This is a genomic window from Corynebacterium sp. HMSC055G02, from assembly GCF_001809065.1.
GTDB lineage: Bacteria > Actinomycetota > Actinomycetes > Mycobacteriales > Mycobacteriaceae > Corynebacterium > Corynebacterium jeikeium_D.
Genome location: NZ_KV795671.1, coordinates 93,443 through 103,830 on the forward strand (window position 1 = coordinate 93,443; position 10,388 = coordinate 103,830).

Sequence of the window (10,388 nt, forward strand, 5' to 3'; positions counted from 1 at the left end):
TTTTTGTCATAAACGTAGTCAGTAACTCGCATTGGAGTTACTTGGCTGAGCTCGACACGGGCTAAGATAGTGAAAATTATTTTTCTAGCTCAGTTTGAGGAGTGACCGACGTGCTAGCTGACATCATTGATGTGCTTGCTGACCCCATCGATGGCACTGATTTGAAGTTTGGTGATGCCGAACGAATGACTCTGAAGTCCGAATCCGGACATAGCTATGATGTCGCCCGCCAGGGTTACGTTACGCTCGCCGGTGGGGCTGGCCTGCGCTACACCGGCGATGACGCCAAGATGATTACCGCCCGCGAGGAGTTCCTCTCTGGTGGCCACTATGCTCCATTCGTTGAGGCAGTTACAGGCAACGTCCAGGACGTGCTTGACGACGCCAACGTGTCCGAAGCCGCCAGCCCAGTCATCTGCGAAGTCGGTGCGGGCACTGGTTATTACCTCGCACACACGCTGGACAGCATTCCCAATTCTCGTGGCGTAGGCATTGATGTGTCTGTGCCGGCCGCCAAGCACCTGGCCAAGAGCCACCCGCGCCTCGGTGCGGTTGTGGCCGATGCGTGGGCACGGTTGCCGCTGCGTGATGGTTCCATCGATGCGCTTACTGTTGTCTTCGCACCTCGCAACGCGGAGGAGTTCGCTCGCGTGCTCAAGCCGGGCGGCCAGGTTGTGGTTCTGACTGCCACCACTGGTCACTTGGGTGAGCTTCGTGAGCCACTGGGCATCATTGATGTCGAGCGCGGCAAGGTCGAGCGCATGATTTCCCAGGCAGAGGGGCACCTCGTGCCTGTTGGCGACCCGGAGCTGGTGGAGTTCGGTATGAACCTCAACCAGGGTGCAATCGCCGCGCAGATCGGTATGAGCCCGTCGGCACGCCATATTCACCCGGAGGTGCTGCAGGAACGCATTGCGGCGCTACCTGCAGAGATGCACGTCACCGCCCGTGCCTACGTCACTCGTCTTGGCCGCCCGGGAGACTAGCGTTTACTCCTTGACCTCGGTTTTGTGAATCTGCTCATCCAGGTCTTCCGGATCCAGGTCAGCATCCGAGAATTCCGCCGTTAGCGGAAGGCGAAGCTGCAGGTCAGTGCCCGGGCACAGTTCGATAGTGCCCGAGCGCAGCTTAAAGTCCAGCACATGCCCGCCGCCGGTGCCGCCTTCCGCGAGGAAGTGCACGTGACAGCCGGGCACCGAAATTCCCTTCTCATAGACCGGCGTGCGGAAGCCCGCAATCGTGCCCTGCAGGTTCTCAAAATCAACCGAGGCGTCTTCTTCCGTCGCATCAACCATCTTCTGGTACGGCTTTTCCTGCTTTACGACGGTTCGAGTCTTCACCCACTCAAATTCGCCGGTAATCCGCAGTGCGTACATAAAGTTTTGGCTCGGCACCAGGGAATCGATGATGGGGCTAATTTCCTTGCGAGTCAGGTTTTCCGGCGCATCCATCACCGTGTGCGGGACGAAGTTGGTCACCACCGTGTAGGGGCTGCGCTGATCCATGGTGGCCCGGGTTGCGGAGCCGTCGTGACGCACCTGCCAGCAGACCCCGTCGAGGATTACCATTTCGCCATCGAGGCCGTCGAAGGTACCGATGCCGAAGTTTCCATGACCAAGGATTTCGCCAATGGTCATCTCGCCGTCGTAGATGCCATCGAGCAGTGCGGACATCAGTGAGTTTTGGAAAATTGTGTGTCGGACCGTTGGAAAATTCTCGTGAGTGGTCATGGAAGCCATTATATTCGCGATATTTGTAGCCCAAGCTGGGGCGGGTCGTCTGTTAGATGTCCGATCGGCTTGTGGGTAAGGAAATCGTGGCAAGAAAAACGCCCTGCGGAAAAATCCACAGGGCGCGATTTGGTGAATCGAGCGGTTGGTTCTACTTCGGCTGGATGGTGACTGTCACTTGGTCAGCAGTGGAGACGATATGAACGGTCTGGCCATCGGCAGCGACAGTGGCGTGACCGCCTTCGACATTCACTGTGAACCCATTCGGGAAGTTGATCGAGGGCACAACGAGCTCGCTGGTGGAACCAGGTGCGAAAACTCCGGTGCCGTCGACGCGGTTATTGTTCCAGCTGGCCTGGTAGACACGGGTGTCGCGGTTCCAGTCGGTAGCTTGCGGGGTGCCTGCGACCGCTCGCAGGTGTGGAGCGGCGAGGATGGTCATCTTGTCGCGGTTGAAGGCATCGGCACCTACAGGTCCTGGAACAGTAGGGTCGAAGACCATGCCCTGTTCCTTCTGGTTCTGCGTCGTCGGGTCGTTGCATCCGCAGTAGGACCAGTACTGCCAGCCGACCATGTGGCGGCGGGCAAGCGAAATTACGCCATTGAGGGTATCGGCATCGTCGGTCGCACCGAACTCGGACAGCAGTGTGGCCGAGCCGTTACCGGATGAGACGATTTCCGCATTGTCGAAGGTACGACCATCGAAGAAGTCACAGCCCGTGTAGGTGTTGAACAGGGCATTCGTGGTGCAGTAGACATGCCAGCTGAGGGCCGTACCAGCGGTTTCAGGAACCTCCGGGGCTGCCGGATTCGTGTTCAATCCGGTGTTCCACATGGAGTAGGGCTCGTAGTGGACAATAGCGTCCGGGTCCTTGTCGACAATCTGATTGGCAGCCTTCTGGTGCAGTTCATCGAGCTTTTCCTTAGCCGGGCCGCAGTCGCCGAGAGCCAGATAGCACAGTGGGTATGCGGAGCCTGGCCACGGTTCATTTATGATGTCGTAGCCCATCAGTCCCGGCATGTCGCCAAGGCGTTTGGCGACATGGCCCCACATGGCTGCGTAACGCTCCTGCAACCCAACGCCGCCTGGCCCTTCGCGGTTATTCAGGAAGTTGTCGTATGCCCTAATGAGTCCGATATTGAGAGCCTGGTTAGCGGGGAAGCCAACCTTTAAGAGGCTGGGAACCCCGTCGTCAATGACAGCCCAATCCGGGGCAAATTCGCCTTCGAACTTCTCGTTGTACATGTCCTGGTGGGCATCGACCAAGACCGCGATTCCACGCTCAGTGAGCATGGAGATAGTGCGGGCAATGGAATCCAGGTATTCGTCGTTGTACTCGCCGGGCTTTGGCTCTACTGCTTTCCAGATAATGCCGACTCGCATGGAGTCGAAGCCCTGCTGCACGAGCCAGTCAGCATCGTCCTCGTTAAAGCCTCCGGCCTCTGGGGTGTAAGGATCGTGCTTGTAGACGATGTTCGATCCCTGAGTGAGGAAAGCACGGCCGTCACCGTCGGTAAACCAGCGACCGGACTGTCCAAGGGGACCACGCTCGGTGATGGTAGCGGTACTAGGGGATGGGGCTACTTCTGTAGCGAGCGCCTGATGCGGTACTGCACCCGCTAGCGCTATGGCAATGGCGGCACCAACTGCTGCCACCTTCTTAGTGAATCTCATACTCAGTATGCTATTGACCAGGAATGATAAATTCAGCCAAAACTTAAATTAGGTTTAGGAAAGTGGGCAAAGGCATAAGTAAATGTCCTGAACGGGGTTAGTAAAAAGGCTAAAAAAGGCCCACCGCTTCCTTCTCGGAAGCGATGGGCCTTATGAGGAGACTCCGTTCGCCGCGCATCCGTGGCGTCTCGCAGACAGCCAGCTACATCAAAGACTTATAGACCTCGACGGTCTGCTGAGCGATGTTCTCCCAGCTAAACACATCTTCAGCGCGCTTCTTACCCGCCTGGCCAACCTTGGCAGCGCGGTCGCGGTCGGCGACCATGTTGTTGACAGCGGCAGCGATGCCTCGTTCGAAGCCCTCCGGATCGGACTCGTCGTAGTGAACCAGAGTGCCGGTTTCACCATCGACGACAACCTCCGGAATACCGCCGACATCAGAGGCGACAACGGCGGTGCCACAGGCCATAGCCTCGAGGTTAACGATGCCCAGCGGCTCGTAGATGGACGGGCAGACGAAGGAATCCGCGGCCGTCAGAATCTCCTGGATCTTCTCCTTCGGCAGCATGTCCTGCACCCAGAAAATGCCATCGCGCTTCTCCTGGAGGTCATGGACGAGCTGCTCAGTCTCCTTCGCGATTTCCGGGGTGTCCGGAGCGCCGGCGCACAGAACGAGCTGCACACCGTCGTCGAAAAGCGATGCGGCCTTGACCAAATGAGCGACACCCTTCTGACGGGTGATGCGGCCGACGAACGCGACCATCGGGCGAGACGGGTCAACGCCGAGCTCCTCCAGGACAGACCAGCCGTTCTGTTCCTTGGACTCTTCCCACGTCGGGCGCGGGTACCACAGCTCGGTGTCGATACCGTTCAGGACAACGTGGACCTTGTCGGGGGAGATACGCGGGTAGGCATCCAGGATGGCGTCCTTCATGCGCGCGGAAACAGCAATGACAGCGTCTGCGTACTCCATAGCATTGCGCTCGGACCAGCTGGAAACGTCGTAACCGCCGCCAAGCTGCTCGCGCTTCCATGGGCGGTGCGGCTCCAGTGAGTGCGCGGTTGCCACATGCGGAATGCCCTTGAGCAGACCAGTGAGGTGACCGCCCAGGCCCGAGTACCACGTGTGAGAGTGGACGACATCAATGTCGGTTGCCGCGGCGGCATTTGCCATGCGCAACCCCGTGGACAGCGTCTTAATCGAGGCGTTGGCATCCTTCAACTCCGGGTCAACGCCGTGGACATATACATCCGCCTCATCGCGAGGAGCACCCATGCAGTGCACATCGACGTCAACGCCGTCGAGGCCGCGCATGAAACGAGTCAGTTCAGTTACGTGAACACCTGCTCCGCCGTAAATCTCCGGAGGGTATTCCTTGGTCATCATGGCAACACGCATAGTTCCAGCGTAACCAGATTTGACAATTTCCGTCGCTTGATATGCCTGGGTGTGGGTAGCGGGGAGGGGAGACTGGCAGCGAGGAACGTAAATCGCATATAGGTTGGTTGGTGTGAGGAGTCAACCACATGTTTTGTCCATTGTCCTTGCCGGTGGCGAAGGCAAGCGTCTCTTCCCGCTGACGGAAGACCGCGCTAAGCCCGCCGTGCCTTTCGGCGGTAGCTATCGGCTTATCGACTTCGTGCTGTCGAACCTGGTCAACGCAGGTTTCTTGAAGATCTGTGTGCTGACCCAGTACAAGTCCCACTCGCTCGACCGTCACATTTCGCAGGCGTGGCAGTTGTCCGGCATCACCGGCCAGTACGTCACCCCGGTGCCGGCTCAGCAGCGTCTGGGTAAGCGCTGGTTCACCGGTTCGGCGGACGCGATCCTGCAGTCGCTGAACTTGGTTTATGACGAGGATCCGGAGTACGTCATCGTCTTCGGTGCCGACCACGTCTATCGCATGGATCCGCAGCAGATGCTGGAGGCCCACATCGAGTCTGGCGCTGGCGTGACCGTCGCTGGTATCCGCGTCCCGCGTTCTGAGGCTAGCGCATTCGGTGTCATCGATGCCGATGACAACAACCGAATCACCGAGTTCCTGGAGAAGCCGGCTGATCCGCCCGGCACCCCGGATGACCCGAACTCGACGTTCGCGTCGATGGGTAACTACATCTTCACTACCTCCGCGCTTATCGACGCTATTAAGCGTGACTCGGAAGATGAAAACTCCGACCATGACATGGGCGGAAACATCATTCCGATGCTGGTAGAGGAGGGCGAAGCTTTCGTCTGGGACTTCAAGGACAGCTACGTTCCGGGTGAGACCGAACGTGACAAGGGCTACTGGCGTGATGTCGGTACCATCGATGCCTTCTACGAGGCCAACATGGACCTGATTTCCGTCCACCCGGTGTTTAACCTCTACAACAAGAAGTGGCCAATCCACACCTTCTCAGAGGAGAACCTGCCTCCGGCCAAGTTTGTCCAGGGCGGTATTGCTCAGGCTTCGATGGTCGGTGCTGGTTCGATTGTCTCCGGTGGTACGGTCCGCAACTCGGTGATTAGCACCAACGTTGTGGTCGAGGATGGCGCGACGGTGGAGGGCTCGGTTCTCTTCCCAGGCGTTCGCGTCGGCCGCGGAGCAGTGGTTCGCCATGCGATTTTGGACAAGAACGTTGTAGTTTCCGACGGCGCCATTATCGGTGTCGATCCGGAGAAGGACGCAGAGCGCTTCAAGGTCAGCGCTGGTGGCGTTGTGGCCGTTGGTAAGAACCAGGTTATCTAGACTGTCTGAGTCCGACCGGCTGAAAAGGCACGTACCGTGGGGTACGTGCCTTTTGCCTTTAACCCTTTTTGCTACCTAGTTGCTACCTAGCCCCAAAACTGGCAGCCCTAAAAGTTGCGGGCTGCACCTGTGAATATGGGGTGCGCATGTGAATACGGGCATGGGCTGCAAATGTGAAACTGTGTGAGTTTATGACACTTTCAAGCCATTTTTCGGGCCATTTTTGTCATAAACGCAGTCAGTAAGTCGCAGTGGCCCACCGCTGCCGCTAGCCGGCCGGCCAACAGTAGAAAACTACTTCTTCACCAGCACAGTGGTGCCAGCTGCTAGAGGTAGGCGCATCACGTAAGCGTCGTCAAGCTGGAGCATATATTCGTCGGCTTCGCGGGCAGCGACGGTGTCACGGTCAGTGCGTGACGAGTCAGCGACAGTGCCGTCGAGGAGCGCGCCGGTCAGGACGAGCGCGCCACCGGAGCGAAGCAGCGGCCAGGCCTTTTCCTGGGCGGCGCGGAGGATCGCCGGGGCGACGTCCAAGTAGACCAAGTCGTAGGAGTCGGCGGCCAGTCGATCCATGACCTCCAGCGGCTGCGAAGGCAGGAAGCGCTGTCGGTTGGGGCGGATGCCTGCGGCTCGGAAAGCGGACTTTGCCAGAGACTGGTGCTCGAGCTCCGGGTCGATGCAGGTGAGAACGCCGTCATCGCCGAGGCCGGCGGCCAGGTGCAAACCGACTACGCCTGCCGCAGGCGATGCGATGACAGCGGCGGGGTGACCGTCGCGGCGGGCACTGGTCAGAGCCATGAGCGAGGTCAAAGCGGCGCCGGTCATCGTATCGGGGACGGCAACTCCGTATTCGCGAGCGCTCTCTCGGGCGCTTTCAAGGGCCTCGGAGACTACGGTCGTGTTGTTGACGTGCTGTGCAATAGCGTCACGTGCGGATAGCGGGGTAGCAGAAGAACTCGTTTCGGACACGCTCTATAGCGTAGGAAAAAACTTCGGGCAGGGCAGCGGGGCGCGCCGGTCAGTGCCGGACTAGGTGCGTAAACAAGCCTCAAATTTGTCTGGACTCTCAAACTATTTTCAGGGTAAGGTCACTACAAACCTAAGGTTGGTAAGGAACACTGAACCTCATGCCCGAACGAGTCAAGTCCGAACGAGTCAGCGCAGGCGCCAGCCGCGAGGACGCCCCGTCCGCTGACGTAACTGAGCAACTGTCCGGCACCGCGGCTTTTGATGCAGGTGTGGGGGAGATGCCGTCGTGGTCGGAACTTGTCCAGGCCCACGCGGATAGTGTTTATGGGCTCGCATATCGGTTGACTGGTAACCAGCAGGACGCGGAAGACCTGACGCAGGAGACATTCATGCGTGTGTTCCGCTCGCTGAAGTCATACCGTCCCGGCACTTTTGAAGGCTGGCTGCATCGGATTACCACTAACCTGTTTTTGGATATGGTCCGGCACCGGCAGGTCATCCGGATGGAGGCATTGCCGGAGAACTACGACCGCGTCCCGGGTACGCTGAAGACCCCGGAGCAGGCCGTCGATGACGCGATGCTCGACCCGGATTTGGAAATCGCGCTGGCTGAGCTGCAGCCGGACTATCGCGCGGTGGTTGTCCTCTGTGATGTGGTGGGGCTGACCTACGAGGAAATTGCCAGCACCCTTGGGCTCAAGATGGGCACTGTGCGTTCGCGTATTCACCGGGCACGTTCCAGCTTGCGGGCGACGTTGGAGCGCCTGGAGAAGGAACGACAGGAGCTGCCGGAGTCGGTCACCGCAGGCTAGATTTCCCGCACTCAATCCGCGGGAGCGGCTATTGTGGGGCTAGTTAAATAGGTGCGATTTCTGGAGGTGCTGCAGTCTGTGATTCAGCAGGGCGATGACAAGCGTTTTTTGTCAACGGAGCATCTCGGCACCGAGGCAATTGCCGCTTTTGTTGACGGCGAGTTGTCGGTCGTAGCTGAGCGTCGTGCGCAGGCGCACCTGATGGCATGCCCGGAGTGTCGCCGGGAGGTCGCGAAGCAGCGGCAGGCAGCCAAGCGTCTGCGTGATAGCGCGCCCTTGCACATTCCAGCTGAGCTGCGCGCTCGTATTGCTGATTTCGCAGGCAGTTGCGAGGACTCAGAGCCCCATCGGTCGGCGCGGCATCTCGCGCACCGTCCGCCGGAGTCGCTGAGCGCTGCGTTGGAGCAGATCGTTCGTGGTTTTCGTAAAGGTGGTAGTCACTAGTGGGCAAACATCGCTCTTTCGATGATTCCGCGTTTGCCCCGGACTCCGATCGTGCCGCCGCAACTGGCGGGTTACAGCGTGCTCCAGGGCAGAAGCTTGACGACGACACCAGTGCCACCGCCCAAGAGTATTCGCCGTGGCAGGATTCGTCGTCACGCATGACGACGGGGCGTCCAGCCCGCAAACCCGAAGCGAAAAAGAAGCCTCGCCCGAAGACGGCTCCCCGCGTCAGCGCGCGGGAAGTGATTTTTGGCCGCGAGGTGCCGTGGCGTGTGATCGCGGCGTCGTCGGCCGTGGTGCTGCTCATTGGCGGTGTTGGCGGCTTTGTTGGCGGTTGGGCTGGCAAGACTTTCCGCTCGGACTACCAGCGTGTGGAGCTGCAGCAGATCGAGGGGCGGCCGGGCAACGGTGATTTGACTGAAATCGGCAAGGTGGCGGAGGCTCTTCGTCCCGCGGTGGTGTCGATTGCGGTCAGTGCCGGTGAGGTCTCGGGCGTGGGCTCGGGGTTTGTCATTGATGGTGACGGTCATATTTTGACGAATAACCACGTCGTTTCGGCGGTGGCGGACCGGCAGGATATGCAGGTCTCCGTAACGTTTTGGGACGGCGGCAAGCTGAAGGAAGTGCCGGCCAAGATTATTGGCCGCGACCCGAAGACCGACCTCGCCGTAATTAAGGTCGAAGATGTTGCGGGGCTGACCGTGGCGCAGCTTGGTGATTCCAACGCGGTTGCGGTCGGTGACACCGTGATTGCGATGGGCTCGCCGCAGGGGCTCGGCGGCACGGTGACCTCGGGAATTGTCTCCGCGCTTAATCGGCCGGTGCGCCTGGCCGCTGAAGGGACTGACACGGACGGCTACGCCGATGCGATTCAGACCGATGCCTCCATCAACCCGGGTAACTCCGGTGGTCCGCTGGTGGATATCCGCGGTGCCATTATCGGTATTAATACGGTGATTTTCAGTAGCTCGGGTGGCTCACAGGGGTTGGGCTTTGCGATTCCAATCAATTCAGCCGTTGCCATCGCTGAGCAGCTCATTGCCGGTGAGCAGCCGGTTCATCCTGGGATTGGCGTGACAGTGCGCACGGTTTCCAATGGCGCACTGACTGGTGCCGAGATTGCCAGCATCCTGCCGGGAGGCGTTGCCGACCGGGAAGGCCTGCAGGAAGGCGATGTGATTACGGCTGTGGGAGACCGCGCGGTATCGTCCGCAGATGAGCTCACGGTGGCGCTGTGGACTGTTGGCGCTGGTAATGAGGCGGTATTGAAGATCGTTCGCCACGGAGCCGAGCTGGAGGCGAAGATCACGCCGGAGTAGGGGGCGCTGGTTTCTGCGGATTTAGCAGATTTGGTGGATTTGGCCACGCAATGCTGCATGCGAGGTGCACTGTAACTAAGGTGGTATAACGTGTTTTCTAATGTTGGCTGGGGCGAGATTCTTGTCCTCTTTATCCTCGGACTAATTCTCATCGGACCTGAGCGGTTGCCGAAGGTAATTGAGGACGTCCGCGCATTGCTCTTGGCTGCGCGCACCGCAATCAATGACGCACGCGATAACCTCTCGGACGAGTTCGGCGAAGACTTCGACGATCTTCGCAAGCCGCTGCAGGAGCTCAACGATCTCCGTCGTCTCAACCCGAAGACCGCCATCACCAGGACGCTTTTCGACGGCGATGACACCTACCTGGACATGCTCTCCGGTAAGCCCGCAGCGGGTGGTGGCGGAACTGGTGCAGCCGGAGCTGCAGGAGCGGCCGGGCCTGCGGGTCAGCAGTACCAGCAGTCCAATACGAACCAGCCAGTGCAGCCGGCTCCGTCGCAGCAGCCGCTCCCGCAGCCGGGGACGTGGCAGGATCCAGTTGCCCAGGCCCGCCAACAGCAAGCACAGCAAACACCACAGCAGCCGCAACAACCTCAGCAGCCCCGTGGGGTGCAGGCCTGGGTCGACGACGACAACCTATAGAGGTTGCAAACCGTTCCCGACCGCAAGTTACTGACTAGGTTTATGACACTTTGAGCACAAATTTT

General features: G+C 59.4%; 10 protein-coding genes. 6 read left to right on the forward strand and 4 right to left on the reverse strand.

Annotated elements, in window-relative coordinates; genetic code table 11:
- The first annotated feature begins 110 nt into the window (after window positions 1-110).
- A complete protein-coding gene (locus HMPREF2547_RS08605; protein WP_048732862.1) occupies window positions 111-986 on the forward strand; it encodes a methyltransferase domain-containing protein in 876 nt (291 codons plus the stop codon).
- Window positions 987-989: 3 nt separating this feature from the next.
- Here the strand turns inward: HMPREF2547_RS08605 and budA are convergent, their stop codons facing one another.
- The 3 genes from budA to glgA form a co-directional block, all read right to left on the reverse strand.
- On the reverse strand, window positions 990-1,739 hold the full coding sequence (budA, locus tag HMPREF2547_RS08610) for an acetolactate decarboxylase (RefSeq protein WP_083280597.1): 750 nt from the start codon (window positions 1,737-1,739) through the stop codon (window positions 990-992).
- A 142-nt stretch (window positions 1,740-1,881) separates the two neighbouring features.
- A complete protein-coding gene (locus HMPREF2547_RS08615; protein ID WP_070546829.1) occupies window positions 1,882-3,405 on the reverse strand; it encodes a glycoside hydrolase family 5 protein in 1,524 nt (507 codons plus the stop codon).
- A 202-nt stretch (window positions 3,406-3,607) separates the two neighbouring features.
- A complete protein-coding gene (glgA, locus tag HMPREF2547_RS08620; RefSeq protein ID WP_070546826.1) occupies window positions 3,608-4,804 on the reverse strand; it encodes a glycogen synthase in 1,197 nt (398 codons plus the stop codon).
- Between the two features lie 112 nt (window positions 4,805-4,916).
- On the opposite strand from glgA, the gene glgC reads away from it, so the two are divergent.
- Window positions 4,917-6,134, forward strand: coding sequence for a glucose-1-phosphate adenylyltransferase (gene glgC / locus HMPREF2547_RS08625; protein WP_042388575.1), 1,218 nt, complete (start codon window positions 4,917-4,919; stop codon window positions 6,132-6,134).
- Between the two features lie 294 nt (window positions 6,135-6,428).
- Here glgC and HMPREF2547_RS08630 read toward each other — a convergent pair whose 3' ends face one another.
- Complete coding sequence (locus tag HMPREF2547_RS08630) at window positions 6,429-7,103, reverse strand: O-methyltransferase (RefSeq protein ID WP_049193703.1); 675 nt, start codon at window positions 7,101-7,103, stop codon at window positions 6,429-6,431.
- Between the two features lie 158 nt (window positions 7,104-7,261).
- Here HMPREF2547_RS08630 and sigE point away from each other — a divergent pair, with 158 nt between their 5' ends.
- The 4 genes from sigE (at window position 7,262) to tatB (ending at window position 10,323) form a co-directional block, all read left to right on the forward strand.
- Window positions 7,262-7,915, forward strand: a complete 654-nt coding sequence (sigE, locus tag HMPREF2547_RS08635; RefSeq protein WP_005509312.1) for an RNA polymerase sigma factor SigE — start codon at window positions 7,262-7,264, stop codon at window positions 7,913-7,915.
- Between the two features lie 51 nt (window positions 7,916-7,966).
- On the forward strand, window positions 7,967-8,359 hold the full coding sequence (locus tag HMPREF2547_RS08640) for an anti-sigma factor family protein (protein ID WP_052317810.1): 393 nt from the start codon (window positions 7,967-7,969) through the stop codon (window positions 8,357-8,359).
- Entirely contained in the window at window positions 8,359-9,678 is a 1,320-nt protein-coding gene (locus tag HMPREF2547_RS08645; RefSeq protein ID WP_049189281.1) for a S1C family serine protease, read from the forward strand. Before HMPREF2547_RS08640 ends, HMPREF2547_RS08645 begins: the two co-directional genes overlap by 1 nt.
- Before the next feature lie 90 nt (window positions 9,679-9,768).
- Complete coding sequence (gene tatB, locus HMPREF2547_RS08650; protein ID WP_070429355.1) at window positions 9,769-10,323, forward strand: Sec-independent protein translocase protein TatB; 555 nt, start codon at window positions 9,769-9,771, stop codon at window positions 10,321-10,323.
- Window positions 10,324-10,388 lie beyond the last annotated feature (65 nt).

Bases quoted from the DNA above. Each gene is read 5' to 3' on its own strand.
- budA (WP_083280597.1), bottom strand. From the start codon at position 1,739: ATGGCTTCCATGACCACTCACGAGAATTTTCCAACGGTCCGACACACA.
- HMPREF2547_RS08615 (WP_070546829.1), bottom strand. From the start codon at position 3,405: ATGAGATTCACTAAGAAGGTGGCAGCAGTTGGTGCCGCCATTGCCATA.
- glgA (WP_070546826.1), bottom strand. From the start codon at position 4,804: ATGCGTGTTGCCATGATGACCAAGGAATACCCTCCGGAGATTTACGGC.
- sigE (WP_005509312.1), top strand. From the start codon at position 7,262: ATGCCCGAACGAGTCAAGTCCGAACGAGTCAGCGCAGGCGCCAGCCGC.